At 39.9% G+C, this 20328-nt stretch carries 17 protein-coding genes; 12 read left to right on the plus strand and 5 right to left on the minus strand.

Annotated elements, in window-relative coordinates:
* Positions 1 to 132 precede the first annotated feature (132 nt).
* The 3 genes from J8L98_RS02935 to J8L98_RS02945 all read left to right on the plus strand — a co-directional run bounded on the left by J8L98_RS02935 (position 133) and on the right by J8L98_RS02945 (position 3855).
* Complete coding sequence (locus J8L98_RS02935) at positions 133 to 1545, plus strand: alanine/glycine:cation symporter family protein (RefSeq protein WP_210995208.1); 1413 nt, start codon at positions 133 to 135, stop codon at positions 1543 to 1545.
* A 190-nt stretch (positions 1546 to 1735) separates the two neighbouring features.
* Positions 1736 to 3058 carry an amidohydrolase family protein gene (locus tag J8L98_RS02940; protein ID WP_210995209.1) on the plus strand — a complete coding sequence of 441 codons (1323 nt, stop codon included), beginning with the start codon at positions 1736 to 1738 and terminating at the stop codon, positions 3056 to 3058.
* A gap of 125 nt (positions 3059 to 3183) precedes the next feature.
* Positions 3184 to 3855: a type 1 glutamine amidotransferase domain-containing protein gene (locus J8L98_RS02945; RefSeq protein ID WP_210995210.1), complete on the plus strand. Its 672-nt coding sequence runs from the start codon at positions 3184 to 3186 to the stop codon at positions 3853 to 3855.
* A 71-nt stretch (positions 3856 to 3926) separates the two neighbouring features.
* Here J8L98_RS02945 and J8L98_RS02950 read toward each other — a convergent pair whose 3' ends face one another.
* Complete coding sequence (locus J8L98_RS02950) at positions 3927 to 4340, minus strand: VOC family protein (protein WP_210995211.1); 414 nt, start codon at positions 4338 to 4340, stop codon at positions 3927 to 3929.
* Positions 4341 to 4552: 212 nt separating this feature from the next.
* Between J8L98_RS02950 and J8L98_RS02955 the strand changes: the two genes are divergently transcribed.
* Positions 4553 to 5425, plus strand: coding sequence for a hypothetical protein (locus J8L98_RS02955; protein WP_210995212.1), 873 nt, complete (start codon positions 4553 to 4555; stop codon positions 5423 to 5425).
* A 531-nt stretch (positions 5426 to 5956) separates the two neighbouring features.
* The gene (gene ltaE, locus J8L98_RS02960; RefSeq protein ID WP_348771885.1) at positions 5957 to 6967 is read left to right on the plus strand and encodes a low-specificity L-threonine aldolase; all 1011 of its coding nucleotides are present in this window, start codon (positions 5957 to 5959) and stop codon (positions 6965 to 6967) included.
* Between the two features lie 163 nt (positions 6968 to 7130).
* Here the strand turns inward: ltaE and J8L98_RS02965 are convergent, their stop codons facing one another.
* Positions 7131 to 7721, minus strand: a complete 591-nt coding sequence (locus J8L98_RS02965; protein WP_192509770.1) for a carboxymuconolactone decarboxylase family protein — start codon at positions 7719 to 7721, stop codon at positions 7131 to 7133.
* A gap of 114 nt (positions 7722 to 7835) precedes the next feature.
* Between J8L98_RS02965 and J8L98_RS02970 the strand changes: the two genes are divergently transcribed.
* Complete coding sequence (locus tag J8L98_RS02970) at positions 7836 to 8414, plus strand: MarR family transcriptional regulator (protein ID WP_210995214.1); 579 nt, start codon at positions 7836 to 7838, stop codon at positions 8412 to 8414.
* Positions 8415 to 8424: 10 nt separating this feature from the next.
* On the opposite strand, the gene J8L98_RS02975 is transcribed toward J8L98_RS02970, so the two are convergent.
* On the minus strand, positions 8425 to 8895 hold the full coding sequence (locus J8L98_RS02975) for a nuclear transport factor 2 family protein (protein WP_210995215.1): 471 nt from the start codon (positions 8893 to 8895) through the stop codon (positions 8425 to 8427).
* Between the two features lie 237 nt (positions 8896 to 9132).
* Here J8L98_RS02975 and J8L98_RS02980 point away from each other — a divergent pair, with 237 nt between their 5' ends.
* The 3 genes from J8L98_RS02980 (at position 9133) to J8L98_RS02990 (ending at position 13459) form a co-directional block, all read left to right on the plus strand.
* On the plus strand, positions 9133 to 11304 hold the full coding sequence (locus J8L98_RS02980; protein WP_210995216.1) for a S9 family peptidase: 2172 nt from the start codon (positions 9133 to 9135) through the stop codon (positions 11302 to 11304).
* 340 nt (positions 11305 to 11644) lie between these two features.
* Positions 11645 to 12160: a hypothetical protein gene (locus J8L98_RS02985; protein ID WP_210995217.1), complete on the plus strand. Its 516-nt coding sequence runs from the start codon at positions 11645 to 11647 to the stop codon at positions 12158 to 12160.
* A 108-nt stretch (positions 12161 to 12268) separates the two neighbouring features.
* The gene (locus J8L98_RS02990; protein ID WP_210995218.1) at positions 12269 to 13459 is read left to right on the plus strand and encodes an ectonucleotide pyrophosphatase/phosphodiesterase; all 1191 of its coding nucleotides are present in this window, start codon (positions 12269 to 12271) and stop codon (positions 13457 to 13459) included.
* Between the two features lies 1 nt (position 13460).
* Here the strand turns inward: J8L98_RS02990 and J8L98_RS02995 are convergent, their stop codons facing one another.
* Positions 13461 to 13643 carry a hypothetical protein gene (locus J8L98_RS02995; RefSeq protein WP_210995219.1) on the minus strand — a complete coding sequence of 61 codons (183 nt, stop codon included), beginning with the start codon at positions 13641 to 13643 and terminating at the stop codon, positions 13461 to 13463.
* A 247-nt stretch (positions 13644 to 13890) separates the two neighbouring features.
* Between J8L98_RS02995 and J8L98_RS03000 the strand changes: the two genes are divergently transcribed.
* A complete protein-coding gene (locus J8L98_RS03000; RefSeq protein WP_210995220.1) occupies positions 13891 to 15492 on the plus strand; it encodes a sensor domain-containing diguanylate cyclase in 1602 nt (533 codons plus the stop codon).
* A gap of 23 nt (positions 15493 to 15515) precedes the next feature.
* Here J8L98_RS03000 and J8L98_RS03005 read toward each other — a convergent pair whose 3' ends face one another.
* Entirely contained in the window at positions 15516 to 15929 is a 414-nt protein-coding gene (locus J8L98_RS03005; RefSeq protein ID WP_210995221.1) for a hypothetical protein, read from the minus strand.
* Between the two features lie 230 nt (positions 15930 to 16159).
* Here J8L98_RS03005 and J8L98_RS03010 point away from each other — a divergent pair, with 230 nt between their 5' ends.
* A complete protein-coding gene (locus J8L98_RS03010; protein ID WP_210995222.1) occupies positions 16160 to 17569 on the plus strand; it encodes a TIGR00366 family protein in 1410 nt (469 codons plus the stop codon).
* A gap of 174 nt (positions 17570 to 17743) precedes the next feature.
* Positions 17744 to 20293, plus strand: a complete 2550-nt coding sequence (locus J8L98_RS03015) for a GGDEF domain-containing phosphodiesterase (protein ID WP_247682406.1) — start codon at positions 17744 to 17746, stop codon at positions 20291 to 20293.
* Positions 20294 to 20328: the final 35 nt, after the last annotated feature.

Raw genomic sequence — 20328 nt, forward strand, 5'->3', positions numbered from 1 at the left:
TTCAATTTGACCTGAGTATGAGCGCATGTGATATAACAATAATAAGGTGAAGATAGAACTTTAATTCAGAAATGCGGAACCTTGGGATAACTATTATAACACGTATGAAATAGCGTTAACAAAGAGGGCATTATGTTTGAACAATTTGTAGGTACAGTGAATGGTGTTTTGTGGGGACACGGTCAAGTATTGATTTATGTCTTACTCTTTGCCGGTGTCTGGTTTTCATACAAGCTAAACGTGATACAAATTCGCCAGTTTCGTCATATGTTTTCTTTGCTACGAGGCAGTAATAAGGCTGAAAAAGAAGGTATAAGTTCATTTCAAGCGCTTTGTACAGGGCTTTCAGCTCGGGTTGGCACTGGTAATTTAGCTGGGGTTGCCGTTGCAATATCATTGGGTGGCAGTGGTGCCATTTTTTGGATGTGGGTGATTGCGATATTGGGTATGGCCACCGGGTTTGCGGAAAGCGTACTCGGGCAAGTGTATAAGGTCAGAGATAGTCAAGGTGAGTTTAGAGGGGGACCTGCTTATTATATTCAACTGGGATTGAACAAGCGCTGGTTAGCCGTGAGCTTTGCTGTGTGTTTATTTTTAGGTTATGGCTTTAGTTTTAGTGCGATGCAGACGAATACAATTACGGATGCGCTGCGTTTCGCATTTGATATACCCGAACTATATTCAGGTATAGTGATCACCATACTGGCTGGATCTATTATTCTAGGCGGGCTGAAAGCAATCGCAAGGTTTGCCGAGCGAGTAGTACCAATTATGGGCATTCTATTCGTTTCTATGGCTGTGATTATTACCGCGGTGAATATCAGCGACGTGCCTGCGATGCTCAAAGAGATAATACTCTCGGCGTTCGGCTTACAAGAGGCTGGTGCAGGCGCAATGGGCGCTGCGATAAAAAATGGCATACAGAGAGGGTTATATTCAAACGAAGCCGGAGCAGGCAGTGTTCCCCATGCATCTGGTAGCGCTAGTCCAGTGCCGAATCACCCTGTAACCCAAGGCTATATTCAAATGTTAGGGGTTTTTTTAGATACTATTGTGTTGTGTAGTTGTACAGCGGTGATCATTTTATTGGCCGATATTAACATCAGTGGAGAAATGGAAGGGATCCGTTTGACACAAAGCGCCATGACCGCACATCTTGCTACAGGTGGTGTGTATTTTGTTGCCGCAGCCATTACATTATTTGCATTTACGTCTGTTGTGGCTAATTTTGCTTACGCAGAAAGTAACTTACACCTGTTTAAGTTAGATAATAGAGTGGGTCGTGGGCTGTATACATCGTTGTATTTATTAATGATGCTCTGGGGCGCAACCGCAACGTTAAAAGAAGTGTGGAGCTTAGCTGATATGGCTTTGGGCTTAATGACGTTAGTGAATATTTTTGCCATTGTTCAATTGACCCCAACCGTGATTGCGGTCAATAAGGATTATCATAAACAGCGAGCGCAAGGAAAAGAGCCCAAATTCAGTGACGCGGAGGTTAACGTGCAAGGAAAGTGTGAACTAGGAGTTTGGTCAAAAGAGTAAAGAGGGAATGTGGATATCGAATCTGAAATAAGACGGGTTATAGATTTTAGCTTGGAAGTTTAATGAGCATATATACAGCATACTTTTACTTTTAACGAGCACGCTTGTGAAATAGTCGCATATTTTATGTCATTGCTCTTCAAGTTATGTTATCAAATGGTTACTCTTCGAGCGTTTCAGTTGATTATTGATGAAAAAAACAAAAAGAAGTAAACATACTATTAAGCACTTACTCACCGCCAGTGTGTTAATTGTGTCAAGTTGTGTTAATGCGAACGTTGACACCATTATTTATGCTGGGCAAGCGCTTATTGACCCATTAGAGCCTTCACGTTCGAAGCAAACTCTGGTGATCGACAGTGGTAAAGTTGCTGCTGTATACGATGGTTACCGCACGCCCCAGTCACTCAATGCGCCAAATGCAAAAGTATATGACTTAAAAGACAAATATGTCATGCCTGGACTAATAGATATGCATGTACATCTGGCTTTTGAACGCAACCCCGCAGCAAACCCACACCAGTGGGTCACTGAATATGCGACCGATCAAGCACTTCGTGCTATTCCTAACTTGTCGAAAACACTGGAAGCGGGTTTTACATCGGTACGGGATTTAGGTGGGCCGCATAAAGTGATATTCGCATTAAAACGTGCGGTAGATAATCACCGAATAATTGGTCCACGAATTTTTGCTGCTGGGGATTTTATATCAGCTACGGGTGGTCATGGTGATTTACATGGCTATCGTCATGACATCAACCAACTGGTGACTGGCGGGTTAGGTATATGTAATGGTGCGGACGATTGTCGTCGGGCGGTACGTTCGGTTGTAAAAAGTGGTGCTGATGTTATTAAAGTTACAGCGACGGGGGGAGTCTTAAGTAATACAGCAGCAGGTGTTAAACAGCAATTAACAGATGATGAACTTGCTGCGATTGTGACAACGGCACATAGTTTAGGCCGCAAAGTAACTGCTCATGCGCATGGCACCGAGGGGATCAATGCCGCAATTAAGGCGGGCGTTAACTCCATTGAACATGGCTCTTATCTCAACAAAGCGTCAATTGAATTGTTTAAACAACATGGTACCTATTTAGTGCCCACTTTATTGGCTGGAGCGACCGTGACCGAAGAAGCTAAAAGTAACCCGAAAATGCCTGCAGCCATTGTTGATAAAGTAAAGCAAGTAGCACCTGTGATGAAAGAAGCTTTTCAGAAAGCTTTAAAACACAAAATTAATATTGCCTTTGGTACAGATTCGGGTGTATCACGTCACGGAACTAATGCTAAAGAAGCGGAGCTCATGGTTGCATATGGTATGTCTGAAAAGCAAGTGCTGGTGAGTGCAACCGTGTCGGCTGCAAAGTTATTGGGTCAAGAGCATAATTTAGGTCGCTTAAATACGGGGATGAATGCAGATATTATTGCTCTGAATAAAAACCCGGAGCACGATATTCGGGCATTACAGCAAGTGCCATTTGTTATGAAGGCGGGTATTGTATATAAAGAATAGTGCCTGATTAAAGCGATTGTTGCTGTATGGCAAAAGTGCTTTGCGCTTAACCTGTATTATCGACACTGTTTTTTCGTCTACACTTGCTAGCAAGCCGCTATTTAAATGATTAACGAGAACAAACAATGAAAAAAGTAATGATATTTGTCACGAACCACGCAACACTTGGTAGTACAGCACAAGCTAATGGGACATACGCACCAGAGTTAACTCATGTTGTGAGCGCGCTATTGGCTGCAGGTATTGAATATGACATAGCCTCAATTAAGGGCGGGAGTGCGCCTTTGTATGGTGTCGAACCAGATGGTGATGAAGTAAACCAGCAGATTTTAAATAATAACCAGTTTAATAGCAAAGTCGACAATACATTGACGGCAAGTGAAATTGATATCAACGCATACGATGCTATTTTCTACCCAGGTGGGTTTGGGTTATTAAGTGATTTATTTGAAGATAAAACGGTTGCTGCAATAAGTGCCCAACATTATGAAAGTGGCGGAATAATAGCCTCGGTTTGTCATGGGCCAGCAGGCTTATTACCTATTACTTTGAGCAATGGAGAGTCATTGCTTTCGTCAGTGTCTGTGACTGGGTTTACGCGCGAAGAAGAAGTGGATTTTGGCACAATTGATGATATTCCATTTTTACTCGAGGATGCGCTAGCACGTAATGCGGTGCAGTATAGTAAAAAGCAGCCGTGGCAGTCATTTGTTGTTGAAGATAAGCGGGTTATAACGGGGCAAAACCCAGCGAGTGCGCATGCAGTGGGTGAAGTGCTCGTGAAGTATTTATCGTAAGCTGCTTGTTATTATGAGCCAGAATAGCCGTACTCTGGCTCTTGTTTCTGTTCTTGCATTCGACGGAACAGTTAATCGCTATTTCGTTCATTGGGTAAATCACTGCTATATTCGACGAACTCTATTTCAAAACCATCAGGGTCGATAAAGTAGGCATTTTTTCTGTAAGGGTGAGTATTGCTGCCTGAGTCGACATTAAACCCAGCAGCATTCATCCGTGTTACCAAGTGATCTAAGTTATTTACGACATAGGCAAAATGAGCTAACCCCACTTGATATCCGCTTAAGTCTCGTCCTTTAGTGGCGCCATGGTCGCTGAGTGCAATGTAATTATTATCGTCACCCAAATGTAGCCAATTTCTGGGTTGACCGTTCCAGTCACCAGACCCAGAACATCTGACTCTCCAATGTGGAAAGGCGGCTTGGTAAAAGGCCAAAGCACGGGGTAAATCACTGACAACTAAATTGATATGTTCTAAATGCATGGGTTGTCCTTATTTATTTTTCATTGTTGAAACAATGAGGTGTTGTAGCTTTTGCATAAAGCTCGATGTATTGTCGTTTAGTCGCTTGATGTTATTCATTGATTTTTCCTTGGGTTGATTTAATGCTTAGGGTTACTTTAATACCTCAAGTTAACTTAAGGTAAAGTGCTAATTTTGTGTGTAGACGGTGAAAAGTGAAATAAGGTAGGGATATGCTGATTTTTGTGGGTCTAGTACTAATAGTTGCTTGGTGTATTGCAATGATAGATACAGTCGGTGCTTTATTTGGTCAGTGGAGTGTGGTTGGTGATGGTCGACACTTAGTATTTGGCTTTGAAATAACGACGTTAATGTTATTGCTGTTTGTAAGTGTGATGATAAGGCGTTGGGTTTATTTGCAGTCGGATAGTAAAAAACTGCGTAAAATTGCAAACTTTAGCTTAGCCTCGTTGAGTTTATGTATGGTAGGAGATGTGATTAACTTTAACCTTCGAGAGCAGTTTTATCGTCATGGTGAAATCATTAAGCACGATTACCTTGCTGATTCTGTTTGGTTTTTTGCACCTGGGTACGTATTGTTAATAATGGCAGTTTTTTCCGCGATAAATCATTTCGAAGCATTAAGTAGAAAAAAAGCTCAAGAAAGTGTAATCCATAGCCATTCTGGTTTATATCATATAGGCCATCAGTTTAAATTGTATATATTGGCTATTGTTGCAATCGTGATAGGTGGAAGCGCTTTTATGTCTATGTATTTACCCGAAACAGGTTTATATATTTCGGTGCTAACGGCTTTACATTCGATTGTTATTACAGCTGTGGCGGTCAGTGCAACGATGATGATTTATTCAGTCGGTGTAAAAAACATGTCGACTGGTTTATGGTGTGTGGTGTGTGGCTTATTGCTCGCGGCATTAGCAGATGCAATTATTGGTCAATATTGGATTTATGGTGCACAGGGAGAGGGCTTTTTTCCACAAGTTAGATATATCAATTGGGCAGTTTACATTACCTCGCAGTGTTTCGTCATATTACTTCCCTATTATGTAGTTCAGCATACAAAAAAAGCGATAAATACGGTGTAAAATTTCAGCTGAAAGCGGGAAAAGAATGGCTGGTATGAAGCTAGCAACTTGTAATTCGTTGATGTTAAACATACATTGAACAATGAAAACACGGACTCGGGTGCGGGCAGTACATCATTGAGGAAGTCCGCAATCGTTGAGGGTATTGTGGCTTTTAGAAAGGCTGAGTGTGTAACTGCGGAGTGAATTTTTGATATTTAAGTGCGGCTTAATAAACCGGTTACGCATAGTGAACAAACGCTAGCAAAGCCAAAACAGTTGGCCGAAGCATAGATTCGCGCAGTGGATATTGTTTTGGGTTACTGGTTAGAAACAGCTATTGTCAGAGCTGAATTCGGTGACCGATATTCACGTATAAAGCGCGATATGGATGATATACCAAAGGGTTTGATATCAGCGGGCATTCGGAAAAGGCTCTTTTGCACCAATAGTCTGTTAAAACCCATAAGAAAAGTATAACGAATTATTAGATATTAATAGATTGAGTTTTTTGAGAACTCGTTTGGAAAAATACGGGGAATGATTGTGAATATAGATTTTCGCTCAGATACAGTGACAAGACCATGTAAAGCAATGAAAAAAGCCATGTTTGACGCAGAGCTGGGGGATGATGTTTATGGAGATGACCCTACTGTTAATGCGTTAGAGGCATACGCCGCTAAACGTCACGGCTTTGAGGCTGCATTGTTTTCTAGCTCTGGTACACAAGCTAATCTTTTGGCACTGATGGCTCATTGTGAGCGAGGTGATGAGTATTTATGTGGGCAAAATGCGCACAATTACAAATATGAGGCCGGTGGTGCCGCCGTATTAGGCTCTATTCAGCCGCAACCGATTGAAAATGAAGCGGATGGCAGCCTATGTTTTAATAAGTTATCCAGCGCGATTAAGGCTGACGATTTTCATTTTGCACGAACAAAGGTGTTGAGTTTGGAAAATACCATTGGCGGTAAAGTTTTAAGCCTTGATTATTTGAAACAAGCACAAGAGTTTTGTCAACAAAACCAGCTCATCCTACATTTAGATGGGGCGCGAGTGTACAATGCAGCGACTGCTTTAAAAGTTGATATTAAAGAAATTAGTCAGCATTTTGATTCAATGACCGTGTGTTTATCAAAAGGACTAGGTGCACCAATAGGGTCCGTGTTATTGGGTAATAAAACATTTATTGCTAAAGCTCGACGAATTAGAAAGATGCTTGGGGGCGGTATGCGCCAGGCTGGTATCTTGGCGGCTGCGGGTCAGTTTGCATTGATGAATAACGTTGAGCGGTTGATTGAAGATCACGACAATGCAGGGTATTTGGCACGTGAAATTAATGGTATTTCGGGTTTAAGCACTGAAGCTTATAAAGTAGAAACAAATATTGTTTATGTTGATGTTGCAGCGCATGTTGACATGAATTTTGTAACGCAGTCGCTCGCTGACCAAGGGATTTTGATAACTTCAGCATACATAGGCATGCGACTTGTTACGCATAAGGACATTACACGAGAAGATATTGATACATTGATAACACATCTTAAAAAATATCTAACTTGATTTAGACATAATACGCAGGGTTGTGTTAATTCGATATGAGTTGTGATAGCCGCACGAGTTGGGAGCAAATCCCCAAAGCGTGCGACTCAGTTGTATTTTCCGTCGTTAGACGGCACACCGACTGCCGCATACATAGCGGTCGAAAACTTACATCATTGAAATATTATTGGTGTTTGTTCACCTGCCAATCATTGTGTGTTAAATATGTTTTCCCTGCTGAAATAGCGCCTGTCTCTAAGGTAGTCGCCATGGTATCATTCCAGCGGTTTAAATAACCAAAGAGTGAAATAACACCTAAAATTTCAACAATTTCGCCTTCATCCCAGTACTTTTTCAATTCAGCTTCAATAATATTATCAACAGCATTAGGCACACTGGATGCGGCGAGTGCGAATTCAAAAGCGGCTTTCTCTGCACTTGTATACAGCTCACTTTCTCGGAATTGCCAAATATTATTTAGTCGCTCTTCTGAACCACCGTAGCGCTTTGCGGCTAATATTGTGTGTGCCTCACAGTATCTACAACCTGTATTGGCACTGGTGATATAGCCAATAAGTCGTTTTTGTTCAGCAGTGACTCTGCCGCCGTTTTCCATTACGGCCATATTCAAGGTGATAAATGCTTTTGCAATAGCGGGGCGAATTTGCATGGTTAAAACACTGTTTGGGCAAAACCCTAGCGTTTCATTAAAAAACTTAGCTAACTCACGCACTTCTTGGTTTTCATCTTGTGAAAGGGGGGTAACTAACGCCATAATAAGATCCTGTTTTGTTTTTATGTTGCATATGCAACATAAATAGTAAGGTGTCTTGGTGATTTTGTCTAGCAAAGTTACAGTGTGAGTAATTTTGGTGTAAAAGGGTTTTAAATGAGCAATAAAATGCGAAAAGCGGCATTTACATTAAATGCAGGTATTACAAAGCCATATGATTTATATAATCACTTACCGTATCGAGTTGCAGTGGCAAGTAATTTGTTGGCCATTGATAGAGATGCTGCTATTAAACAGTTTACTGAATTAGAAACGCGAGAGATAAGAGTACTTTTGAATATTGGCTCTTATGGACCGATTAATGCTGCAGATATTGCCTATCAATCTAGGTTAGATCCTTACTCGGTTAATCGAGCAATTAATTGCTTATTAAAATTACACTATTTAGATGAAGAGAAAAAAACGGAAAATCAACGGTCTAAATTGGTTAAATTAAGCGACTTAGGCACTGATGTTTATAAAAAAATCACTTGTCACCTTGAACAAAGAACAACCCGTTTAACAGCCAATTTAACCAGCGAAGAGCAAATGACGCTATTACTGCTATTAGAAAAACTGGAGCTGCAAGCAGAACAAGTTTTGGCTGACACTGCAAAAGACATCGAAGCACAAGGAAAAACCATTACCAGAGATCAAAAAGAGGTGATCCGTTGGCACAAAAGAACCACCTCATGATGTGTAGTGATTAAAGGGTATCAACCCGATCTATTAGCACGTTTCTTCGTTGTATATAGCATTGACCTGACTTTATAACTAATTGGTCTTCATAACGGCCGTTAAAGACCTTCATAGGCTGAGTGTGGTCTTCAAGGCTAGTGAGATATAAAATAAAATGAGACTGAGCAGTGAGACTATTTTTTGAACTAGGTGTGATATTCATACTGGTGATCATATGAATACTTTTCTTTGTGATAAGGGCGCTTCTGACACGGTTAGCAATGGCGTCACTTCCTTGTAATGAGATATTTAATTTTGGTACCGAAAAGGTCGCATCCTCTGTGAACAGTGCTTGATAATCACGCACCGGGCCTTTATCTCTGTGCTGGGGGTACTTCATGAGTACGTCTTCACAGAGTGTGACACTTCTGTCTTTTTGACTAATTTGGCATCCACCCAGCACTATGGCTAAGGAACATATGAATAAAGTTCTAAGCATGACTTTCCTTACAGTTAAATATGGAATATCAACGAATTATATCGCCAATACAGATCAGAATATCGTAAAAGAATAGATGAAATGTGAAATATCATCATATTTTAAAATGGAATAAGGCTATCGTTTCTAAGTCGATGAGATAGGGAACATCATATTTTAGATTGCTGGCAGGACATATGGTTAAGTCTACGGTATATTACTAATCTATCTAATTTATAATAAAAAGAGTAAAGGAATATGAAAAAGCTTATTCTTACCAGCTTTATATCGTCAAGTATCGTATTAGCGCTTACGGGCTGTGAGAGTTCTACCGTTTCTCACACTGTATCAAAAGCAAATGATAGCGTGACTGCGGTTGCACCTCCTATTGCGAAAAAAATAGCACATGAGACTAAAATTCATGGCTATGTGATGCAAGATAATTACCATTGGTTACGAGATGATTCTCGCAGTGATCCAAAAGTACTTGCTCATTTAGAGCGTGAGAATACTTATAGTGATTCAATCTTAAATTCGACACAAGCGCTACAAAATACACTATTCAATGAAATAAAAAGCCGCATGGTTAAGGATAAGCGTTCAGTACCGGTGAAAGATGGTAAATTCTTCTATTTTACAGAAACACTCGGTGAGCAAGAGTACCCATCACTCTATAGAAGTGACAACGTGTCGGGTAAGGATGCGAAGTTACTGTTTGATATGAACATACATGCGCAAGGTCATAATTATTATAATATAGCGGACTTTTCAATCAGCACAAATGGTGACCTATTGGCCTATTCAGAAGATACGTTAAGTCGGCGTATCTATACGATTCGGGTAAAAAACTTGGTGACTGGTAATACACTTAGCGATGAACTTACCGGTGTCCAAGGTGGGGTTGTGTGGAGCAATGATGATAAAACGCTCTACTATGTGAAAAAAGATCCCGTTTCGTTACTTGGTACTCAGGTATTCAGGCATACACTCGGTACACCGCAAAGCGCAGATGAGTTGGTATATAATGAAAAAGACAATACTTATTATACGTATATAAGTAAAAGTAAGGGTGGGGAGTATGTATACATTCACCATTCAAGCACTGAATCTAAAGGTGTATCAATTATTGATGCGAATAATGCCAAAGCACAGCCTCAGCGCTTCATTGAGAGAGAGAAAGGGCTTGAGTATAGTATTGCAAAATTAAAAGACTGGTTTTATATATCGACGAACTTAAATGCAGTTAATTTTAAGTTAATGAAGGTACATGAGAGTCAGTATTCAAATAAAGCGAATTGGCAAACCGTTATTCAACATGATAGCAAAGAAAAATTTGAAGACTTTGCGCTTTTCGATTCCCACTTAGTATATAAAACCCGAAAAATGGGCCAAGCCTATATTACTATTCGGGATTTGGCGTCAGGCAAAGAACATCCGTTAGAATTTAATGATCCTGCCTATTTAGTTAATTTAACGGGTAACAAAGAACTGGGTAACGGTGCTGTGCGGATCAGTTACTCTAGTATGACTACCCCCAAAACGACGTTTGAAATAGACCTGAATACTTATACGAAAGCGATACTCAAAGAAGCAAAAATTTTAGGTGACTTTAATGCCGATAATTATGCATCGGAGCGAATATTTGTTACCGCTCGCGATGGTAAAAAAGTACCTGTTTCTCTGGTGTATAGGAAAGAGTTGTTTAAAAAAGATGGTACCAATCCGATATTACAGTACGCTTATGGATCATATGGCTATACGCGTGACGCAAGTTTTTCTAACTCTAAACTGAGTTTGCTCGACCGTGGTTTTGTCTATGCCATTGCCCATATCAGAGGGTCGCAAATGCTCGGTAGACAGTGGTATGAGGATGGCAAAAAGTTAAATAAAAAGAATACCTTTAACGATTTTATTGATGTAACTCGTGCGTTAGTTAAGCAAGGTTATGCAGATAAAGATAGAGTATATGCCCAAGGTGGAAGCGCTGGAGGGTTACTCATGGGGGCGGTGGTCAACCAAGCACCAGAGCTTTATCATGGGGTACATGCTGCGGTACCGTTTGTAGATGTCATTAATACAATGTTAGACGAAACCTTACCGCTAACGACGAATGAGTATGATGAATGGGGGAATCCAAATGAGAAAGTATACTTTGATTATATGCGGAGTTATTCTCCATATGATCAAGTGAAAACTCAGGACTATCCAAATATGCTCGTTACTACGGGTCTACACGACTCACAGGTACAATACTTCGAGCCGGCTAAATGGGTTGCGAAATTACGAGAGAAGAAAACAGATAGCAATAAATTACTGTTTAAAGTTGATATGCAAGCAGGCCATGGTGGGGCGTCAGGTCGTTATAAAAGCATTAAGGACCGCGCATTGCATTATGCCTTCTTTGTAGAGTTGGCAAACGGTCGGTTATAACTTGGGTATGAAGAGCTTAGCGCTGTGTGCCTAAGCTCTTCATTAAATAATTCATATCAGCCGATAGCTTAAAAATATGTGCGATATCTATTACATGTACCTTAGTGGTATGAACAAATTCATGTTTGGAGACACTATAACCAATAATAAATGATGAATATTTAAGTTTTATATTTAATGCATTTGTACTATATCTAGCAAAGAAAGCACTCTGGTTGAGCGATTAACAGACCTACACTTTTTTCGGTCAAGTCTTACAGACCTCCCGAGTCAACTACAGTATGTTAGTATGAGTGCGTTACCTTAAGTTTTTTAATAGATATGGATGTCTGGATTTAATATGAGATGGATAGTGTTTTTTGTACTGAGTGTGATAACTGCGCACCAGGCCTTTGCTTCTAATGCGCGCTTCACACCATCAACGTGTGAAAAGCTCGCCTATAAAAGAGCGATTTTAATCACACAAATCGACAAAAGTAGCCCGCAAAGTAAGCAATTCTCAGTGCAAGAGCAACGTATTTTTGTGCTTCTACAGCGTCATTGTAGTCATAGTAATGCCAACAGTGAATTGCGTCTGGCTTTGCCAGATGATGAATTACTCGCTTCACCAATTGATGGAATGACCTATGCGGGAAAAATGTTTTCAAACGATAAAAAACAGCGCCAGTGGCAAAAGTTTTATTCAATACCCAGTCGGTGCAAAGTGAAGAACTCGAGTTTGGATGACTTTGTTTGGTGTAGTAACAATAAAGGCAAACAAAAAAGGTTATTTGAATTGTATTTGCTTAACGATGAAGATCTGGCGGTAAGTACAAATGGTTATTCTTTAGTTGCAGCAAAGATAAGTAACCAATGATATCATTGAGTTCCATCCATATGTGCTTTGTCGCAATTTATTTGTATTGTCATAGATTTAGCGTAAAACCTCATATCATAATTAATGTTTAAAGTGTGAGAGCCTTACATGTGGTACTTGACTAGATTCATACTATGTATGAGTTTGTTTTTGTCATTTATATTATCAGCACAGCAGCAATCTGTTGTTCTTATATCTTTAGACGGGTTTCGTTGGGATTATATTGAACAGTACGATGCCAAAGGACTGCAAAAAATAGCGCAACAAGGTGTCCAGGTAAACAAAATGTGGCCTGTGTATCCAAGTAAAACATTTCCTAATCATATTTCGATTATTACAGGGTTGCGGCCGGTCAATCATGGCATTATCGACAACAAGTTTTGCGATAAAAATCGTAACGAGTGTTATAAAATGGGATCAGGAAAGGACGACAGTACCTGGTTTAATGGCATCCCACTTTGGAATTTAGCGCGCATGCAGGGGTTAAAATCAGCCACTTACTTTTGGCCTGAATCGGACGCTAGATTTAATGGCATGGTGCCAAACTACTATTATCACTATTCACAACAAAGCGACTATCAGGCACGCATTGATCAAATCATTCAATGGCTTTCTCTAGAGGAAGGTGTACGACCACACTTTGTGGCAGGTTATTTTTCGTTGGTAGATTCTATCGGTCATGACTTTGGCCCAAATAGTACGCAAGTCTATGATGCTGTTCAACAAGTTGATAAGTTAATCACAGATTTACAGTTACGTCTTTCTCAGCTCGCTCACCCCGTAAATCTAGTCATAGTATCTGATCATGGTATGACGGAGGTTGATGTCAGCCAACAAATAGATTTAGCACATCTTAGTATCCCTAAAGAGTGGGTGGTTAAAAATACGGGACCTAGAGCGTTAATCTATGCAAAACAAGCGTCCGCAAAAGATGTGCAAAATATTAAAAAGTTGCTCACGATAGAATCTAAAGGGCGCTTTTCTATATTGGATAAACACACTCTCATGAAACGCCATTATGTGGGCTCACCAAGGATACCTGATATTATTTTAGAAACATCGCCACCAAAGGTGTTTAGTGAACATAACAATGTAACTTATAAAGGTACGCATGGATATGTTGATACTGATGACATGGCAGCTATTTTTATTGCACAAGGGCCAGCTTTTAAATCCGGAATGAAAATTAGTGAAATGGAAAATTTGGAAGTCTACCCAATCATAGCTGAAATATTGGGTTTAAAGTTGATGAATAAAATAGACAGTAATGGAGATGTACTTCGTAAAGCAGTGAAGTGAGTTATTTTTTCTTAGGCTTTCGGGGCATTACTCGCGAGCCGAGTGCATAAACGATGTAAACAAGGATCAATGAGTTTCCTAAAACTAGCAAGTCTTTTTCGTCTACAAAAATCCACAATGCGGCGAGTAAAATAAAGGCGATGGTAAAGTGTGAAACTAGGGGGTTAACCTTTTTATCTTTCATTTAAATAAGCACTCCTTTACATAAACTCTTTTACCGAGATTATACATTGGACGACTATATTAAGCGACTATTCCCATGTGTTTCCATGAGCATAGTGAGATTAATCCTTGCCTTTAGTAATAAATCAACCCTTTAGTATGAGGGTGTTGCACTGTTGTTTTGATACGGAATAAAATGATAGACGAAAAAGTTAGATAAAGTGCTGGTGACAAGTGGTATTAATTGCTGTTATTAACAAGGAAAGGATATGTTGGGCAGTTTCAATTTAACAAAACAAATTGATTTAAAAAGGTTAATTTTTTTATTGGCTTTCTTTAGTATGGTGGTTTCGTTAGGTAATTCTCTATACGCCACATTTAAAGTACAAAAGTCATTACTTATTAATGATACTTTGGAATCAAACCGTGTCTATGCGGCGAAGCTAGCCGAAATCACAGAGTTATTTTTACAATCGGTCATTACGCAACTACAGTTCAGTGCTCAACAAATAGGGACTAATTTTTCTAGCGCATCGCTGCGGCAAAATGAGTTGTACCGATTGCACCGGCAAACATCAAGTTTTAATTCTGTTGTGGTGGTTGATAGCACAGGAAAAGTATTATCTTCAGAGCCTAGCACTCTTAATGTAAAAGGCTTTGTGGTAAAGGAGGGGCAAGGTGCTATGCCATTAACGACACAAGAAGTTTATATTTCTAAGCCGTTTATTTCTCCTGCGGGTAATTTAATCATTAGTGTGTCTTATCCTATAACAGCGAGCGACGGGGGTTATTTAGGATTCATTGCAGCAAGCATTTATTTGCAGGGTGACAATATTCTTAATCGATTGCTTGGCGAACACCACTATAACGATGGGTCATATTTATATGTTGTCGATCAAAATAGGCAGTTAATTTATCATGTAGATTCAAGTCAAGTGGGTAATACGATAGCGAGTAATGCGGTCATAGAACATGTGATGTCTGGATATTCAGGCGTTATGGCATTGCGTAATAGTGAGAATAGAGAGGTGTTGAGTGGTTATGCATCTGTGCCTGTATCGGGGTGGGGTATTGTGGCGCAAAGATCAACGGACGCAACGCTTTCTCAACTAAATAGTACATTACTGAATGTGGTAAAAAGCACCTTGCCAATCACGGTTATTATGTTAATGCTAATCTTGTTACTGGGTTCAAAAATAGCAAAGCCGTTGTGGCAATTGGCGGTGGGTGTGAAGGCTATGGACAGATATGCGAAATCTGATGTTCAAGCAATTAACGCGTGGTACTTTGAGGCTGAGCACTTAAAGCAAGCGATTGTTTCAGGTACGGAGTTAGTTGGAAAAACAATTCAAGAATATGATTTGGATAGACAAAAAGATCCGTTAACGCAACTTTTAAACCGCCGTGGTATGCTAGCAAAAATTGAGCATTGTAAAGACTCAGGAGTGCCTTTTTCAATGATTGCGCTAGATATCGATCATTTTAAGCGCATTAATGACCATTTTGGTCATGATGTAGGCGATCATGTAATACGTAGTATTGCAGAACTTATGCTGATAGGTGCGAGAGAAGAAGACATTATTTGTAGAACCGGAGGTGAAGAATTTTCGATTTTTTTACCTGATGTCAATCTTAATCAAGCTTACTCTATTGCTGAAAGGTTAAGGTTACAGGTTCATCATCATACATTTATGCCTGTAGAGCAGGTTAACATTTCACTTGGCGTAGCGCATTGGCCAAGTTCTGCAAGTGAGCTATCTCAAGTCATAAAGCAAGCGGATAAAGCGTTGTATAAAGCAAAACACACAGGCAGAAATAAAACTGAAGTTGATGATATTGACGGTTTTAGCAGAACGCCCAAAGCGAGTTAATATTGGGCGTCTAGAGAAAGGAGTTAGCTCCCACAACGAAAACTGAGGTTGATGAGGTAAGGCTTCCCTAATGAATGCTCTGCACTGGCACCGGCAATAGACGCAATGGCGCCAGCATCATCAACATAACCATCCCCTAATACCCATAACCAAGTTCCAGCATTGGTGATTATTTCAGCCGTAGATTTATCACTCAAAAACTCATGCTCTGTTTTCTCACCTTGATATGTTACTGATTCATTGAGGACAAACATCGATTGTTTATCTTGTTTACAAAAATGCGTTGCTTGATCAAGCGCTTCTTTTACACCTTGACCTCGCTCAGATGATTTAATAATGACGTAGTGCTGATTATCAGAACTAGGACGAACGTCATCATGATGTGCACACGCTGATAATAAAGATATTAGGCCAACAGCTAATAATAGGTTTTTCATTGTTTATTCCCCTTGAATTTATGATGTCATTATTGTGCTTATCTTGTATCTACACCAGTAAGAAACTGTTAAAAACTGCGAAGAACATTGAGTAGAGTTTAACAATATAGACTCTGTGTGGCGCAAATATACGTATGTTTAACGAGAGTAAGTGAAAACAGTTTTTAAAGTGGGTATTATGTTGCTATTAAGGGGTCGCATAGTGCGGTGTCAAAAATTTAGGAGTACATATGGGTCGAACGCTCAAAGTCCCTCATACCTTGATCCTGTTGTTAGGTATGATGGTAATTGCTTTAATGGCTACGTGGATAGTGCCGCAAGGTTTCTTTGAAACGAGTTTGTCAGAATCTGGACGACAAATGGTTGTCGCTGGGACTTACCAGGTCATTGAGAATAAAACCTACTTAACGCCATGGGATTTGTTGACTGCAATTCCTCGAGCATTTGCTGCTGCGCAAGATGTTATTTTTTTCGTTTTGATAGTGGGTGGCGTTTTAGCTATTGCTAGAGCGACTGGTACGGTAGATGCACTGATCGGTCGACTCTTAGAAAAGTATGGTTCACGCCCCCAAAAGCTGATTTTTATGGTGGTGTTTTGTTTTGCGATGGCCTCAAGTAGCATCGGAACCGCGGGAGAATATATTCCTTTTGTGCTGATACTGGTTGCCCTGTGTAAAGCAATGAGATTAGATGCCATGACGGCTGTAGGTATGATTGTTGCTGGGTATGGTATTGGCTATGGCGTTTCCGCTTTTAATCCGTTTACTGTACTTATTGCGCAACAGATTGCTGAGATCCCAGTCTACTCGGGGATTTGGCTTAGGCTCGCTATTTTTATTCCTTTTGTATTAATTGGTTTTCATCATGTGTGGCAATATGCGCAAAAAGTGAAGCAGGATCCAAGTAATTCAATGATGATAGGGGTTGCATGTCCATTAGATGGGCAAGTACAACCAAGTTACCCTAAATTAGAGACTAGGCACCAAGTCATTTTAGGGAGCTTTTTAATTACTCTGACAGTTGCAGTGTGGGGTATTGCTACCAAAGGTTGGTATTTGTATGAGCTCGGTGGTGTCTTTATTGCTTGGGGGGCGGTGATAGCAATATTAGGCAAGCTATCAGCAGATGAAACTGCAGAACGCTTTATTGAAGGGGTATCAGATTTAGTTACTACCGCCATTTTAATCGGCGTGGCTCGAGGTATTGCGCTTATTTTAGAAGATGGGCAAATCCTTCATACATTAGTGCATAGTATGTCACTACCGCTGTCCTATGTAAGCGCAGAAATTTCCGCAGTGGGTATGCTGGTTATTCAAACAATATTGAATACTTTCATACCATCAGGTTCAGGTCAGGCGTATGTAACTATGCCACTGATGGTTCCATTGGGTGATTTAGTGGGAGTTCCACGCCAAGTTGCTGTTTTGGCTTATCAGTTTGGTGATGGTTTCTCAAATATGATTATTCCGACTAATGCGGTATTAATGGGGATCATCGGTATGGCCGGCGTGCCATATGCACATTGGTTCAGATTCTGTTTGCCATTATTGCTTAAACTGATGGTTGCCGCTTCTGTGGTATTGGTACTTGCGGTTTATTTTGGCTATGGGTTAGATGTACAGCCAATGATCGAACCTTAAAAGTAAACAGTAAAAAGCCACATATGGGCCATGTGTCCTTATGTGGCTTTTTTGTGTCTGTTAGGTCAATCCATTGTATATTTTATTGATCTACATTGATGTTAGAGGTAGTTTATTGAATTACTATGCCAATAATTTTTTGTATTTGCTTAAAAACAATAAAGTTGTGATGAAATGGTGAATGTGTCTTTTAGTCAGTTTTATAATTTAGCGAGCAGCGAAGCAAGATATGAACTTGCTTTGAGTATGCTTTATCAACGGTTTGGGGCCGCACATTGTTTCATTGGCAAGTTTGTGAGCAGTGATACACAGGTTAAAACGGTGTTTTATACCATTGATGGATGCCAAGCAGAAAATATTGTTTACGACTTAGAAGGCACGCCGTGTAAAGACGCTAAAGGTAGTGATTCTATTTGTGCGATTAACTGTAATTTACAAAGCCTTTATCGTCATGATGACATACTAAAAGTACTGAATATTGATAGTTATTTGGGCATTACGTTGCGTGCTTTAGACCATACTCCTATAGGCATAATGGTGTGTATGTTTAATTCGCCGACGCAAGTTAGTCATGCTGAGCAAGCATGGTTTAAAGAGCTTAGCCATATCGTCGGGGCGGAACTTAATCACAATTTAGCATTATCTTCACGAGACTTACTTTTGAAGCAATTAGCGAAAGGCGAGCGAATTGCTAAGTTGAGTTCTTGGACATGGCGTATTCATCAAAACAAACATTGGTTTAGCGCAGAGATGACGCGTTTGCTCAAGCACCATAACCCAGATATCACCTTGAATGTCTTTTTATCTGACTTGGAAATACTCGATGAGCAAAAGTTACGTCATTTGTTGGTTAAAATTGGTGATAATAAATTAGATACATTTGATATCAATGTGTCCCACAAAAAGCGTTCAGAATTGAAAGGGTTATTGAGAATTATTGGCCGTGTTGAATGGGATGAAGACAGCCAAGAACGCGTATTTAGCGCAACAGTACAAGATGTGTCGTATATTTCAGCATTAAACCGTCAGCTTGAGTTAACAAATGTGGTATTTGAGCATGCGACGGAAGCCATTATGATCACTGATAAAAACAACAAAATCATTATGGTGAATCGAGCATTTGAGCGCTTAACGGGTTATACCGGACATGAGTTGTTAGGGAGAGATCCGGTTGTTTTATCATCAGGACAACAAGATAAGCGGTTTTATCAATTGATGTGGAACCAACTGAGTAAGGAAGGTATGTGGAAAGGGGAGATCTATAACCGTAGGAAAAACGGTCAAATTTTTCCTGAAGAGCTCACGTTAAGTGTTGTGAAAGATGAAGAAGGGTTTGTATGCAACTATGTTGCAATTTTTAGAGACATCACACAATGGAAACGTAACGAAGCTCAGCTTACTTTTTATGCCAATCATGAACCCTTGACGGGTTTGCAAAATAGACGCAGTTTTATGGGGACGCTCGAAGCTAAGATTTCGGACTCTCGGGCACAACAAACAAGCTGTGCTTTATTGTTTATAGGATTAGATCGTTTCAAAGAGGTTAATGACGTGTTTGGTCCTGAAACAGGCGATAAAGTGTTGCTTTCTGTCGCTAAAAGGTTGAAGAATGCGCTGCGTAGTCAAGACACAATCAGTCGATATGGTGGAGATGAATTTGCGATTTTATTAGACAGCGGTGACGATGACAGCACCATGCTGATAGCCGAAAAGTTGAGTAAAAAATTGAGTTTGCCCTATGTATTTAATGATTTAACTATAGAAATTACAGCAAGTACCGGCGTAGCAATATTACCTAACGATAAGCAAATTACGGCGGCAAATTTACTTCGAAACGCAGCTCATGCATTAGGTAGTGCCAAAAAACACCGAGTAGGAAGTATTGCGCTGCATAATGCGGCTATTCAAAATGCCTACCTAAATAAAATTAAGTTAAGAGATAAACTTAAAGATGCGTTGAAGCATAAATTGTTGACTGTGCATTATCAGCCTATTGTTGATGCGAGAACGGGAAACATCCGAAAATTTGAAGCACTTATTCGTTGGTTTGATGATGAGTATGGCATTGTCTCTCCTGGGCGTTTTATTCCGATTGCGGAAGAGTTTGGTATGATCCATAACATTGGCCAATTTGTTTTGGAACAAAGTTGTCATGATTTATCTTTAATGCATCATGCGGGTTTTACAGATGTATCAATTTCAATTAACCGCTCAGTGAATGAATTTAAAAGCACGAATAATCAAGTGGCGTTAATTAGTGAGGCGATAGAAAAAGCCAAGTTACCCTATCATGCCATTACAATTGAAGTAACAGAATCTATGGCAACGAATAAATATACTTGGCATGTACTGAGTGAACTCAGAGCAAAGGGGGTAAAAGTTGCGTTAGATGATTTTTGTACGGGCTATTCTTCGTTAAGTAACTTAATTGAAAACCAAGTTGATTATGTCAAAATTGATAAGTCTTTCGTTGATAGCTTAGTTGCAGATACTTCAAAACAAGCAATGATTAAATGCCTTATCGAATTGAGCACGCAGTTAGATATCCGAGTGATTGCAGAAGGTGTGGAGCAAGCGGTACAGCTTAAAATGTTACAGCAGTTTGGGTGCCATAATATTCAAGGCTTTTACTATAGTCCTGCAAAACCAATGAATGAGTGTTTAGAGATGTTAGAAACACCCGCAGACACGGCTATTTACGCAGAAAAAGTCAGTATATTTTAATCGGTCTTAGGGCGTTTTTGCGCGTCAACGATTGA

The organism is Pseudoalteromonas sp. MMG013 (genome assembly GCF_018100885.1).
GTDB classification, from domain to species: domain Bacteria; phylum Pseudomonadota; class Gammaproteobacteria; order Enterobacterales; family Alteromonadaceae; genus Pseudoalteromonas; species Pseudoalteromonas aurantia.

Coding starts and splice junctions, on each gene's coding strand:
- J8L98_RS02970 (WP_210995214.1), top strand. CDS start 7,836: ATGAGCAATAAAATGCGAAAAGCGGCATTTACATTAAATGCAGGTATT.
- J8L98_RS03005 (WP_210995221.1), bottom strand. CDS start 15,929: ATGAAAAACCTATTATTAGCTGTTGGCCTAATATCTTTATTATCAGCG.
- J8L98_RS03000 (WP_210995220.1), top strand. CDS start 13,891: ATGTTGGGCAGTTTCAATTTAACAAAACAAATTGATTTAAAAAGGTTA.
- J8L98_RS02980 (WP_210995216.1), top strand. CDS start 9,133: ATGAAAAAGCTTATTCTTACCAGCTTTATATCGTCAAGTATCGTATTA.
- J8L98_RS02975 (WP_210995215.1), bottom strand. CDS start 8,895: ATGCTTAGAACTTTATTCATATGTTCCTTAGCCATAGTGCTGGGTGGA.
- J8L98_RS02985 (WP_210995217.1), top strand. CDS start 11,645: ATGAGATGGATAGTGTTTTTTGTACTGAGTGTGATAACTGCGCACCAG.
- J8L98_RS02995 (WP_210995219.1), bottom strand. CDS start 13,643: ATGAAAGATAAAAAGGTTAACCCCCTAGTTTCACACTTTACCATCGCC.
- J8L98_RS02945 (WP_210995210.1), top strand. CDS start 3,184: ATGAAAAAAGTAATGATATTTGTCACGAACCACGCAACACTTGGTAGT.
- J8L98_RS02935 (WP_210995208.1), top strand. CDS start 133: ATGTTTGAACAATTTGTAGGTACAGTGAATGGTGTTTTGTGGGGACAC.
- J8L98_RS02990 (WP_210995218.1), top strand. CDS start 12,269: ATGTGGTACTTGACTAGATTCATACTATGTATGAGTTTGTTTTTGTCA.
- J8L98_RS03010 (WP_210995222.1), top strand. CDS start 16,160: ATGGGTCGAACGCTCAAAGTCCCTCATACCTTGATCCTGTTGTTAGGT.
- J8L98_RS03015 (WP_247682406.1), top strand. CDS start 17,744: ATGGTGAATGTGTCTTTTAGTCAGTTTTATAATTTAGCGAGCAGCGAA.
- J8L98_RS02965 (WP_192509770.1), bottom strand. CDS start 7,721: ATGGCGTTAGTTACCCCCCTTTCACAAGATGAAAACCAAGAAGTGCGT.
- J8L98_RS02940 (WP_210995209.1), top strand. CDS start 1,736: ATGAAAAAAACAAAAAGAAGTAAACATACTATTAAGCACTTACTCACC.
- J8L98_RS02950 (WP_210995211.1), bottom strand. CDS start 4,340: ATGCATTTAGAACATATCAATTTAGTTGTCAGTGATTTACCCCGTGCT.
- J8L98_RS02955 (WP_210995212.1), top strand. CDS start 4,553: ATGCTGATTTTTGTGGGTCTAGTACTAATAGTTGCTTGGTGTATTGCA.